General features: G+C 35.3%; 1 protein-coding gene. It reads left to right on the forward strand.

Features of this window, described 5'->3' with window-relative positions; translation table 11 throughout:
• Positions 1-419: acetylglutamate kinase (gene argB, locus ACTJK5_RS23035; RefSeq protein WP_440613320.1), on the forward strand; the 419-nt coding region annotated here is incomplete at both ends.

Consider the following 419-nt stretch of genomic DNA (forward strand, 5'->3'; position numbering starts at 1 on the left):
TTGTAGTGAAATGCGGCGGTAGTATGTTGAATCAATTAAATGATGTGTTTTTTGATTGTATAAAGAAATTACAGCAGAAGTATAAAGTAGTGATTGTCCATGGTGGTGGGCCAGAAATTGATGCCAAATTAAAAGATTGTAACATCAACGTAGAAAAAAGAGATGGATTACGCGTAACACCAAAAGAAGTTATGGATGTTGTTCAAATGGTGCTATGCGGAAGTACGAATAAAAAACTCGTAATGAATTTACAAAAGCATAATTTACTTGCGGTAGGTTGTTCAGGGTGTGACGGCAATTTACTTCAAGTTCAACCTGTCAGCGAAGAGATAGGATATGTGGGGGAAGTAAGTTATGTAGAAACAGCCTTATTAAAAGGATTAATAAATATGGAGTATATTCCTGTTATTGCTCCAATC

Origin of the sequence: Agrobacterium sp. 22094, from assembly GCF_052046015.1 — a bacterium.
Lineage (GTDB): Bacteria > Pseudomonadota > Alphaproteobacteria > Rhizobiales > Rhizobiaceae > Agrobacterium > Agrobacterium cavarae.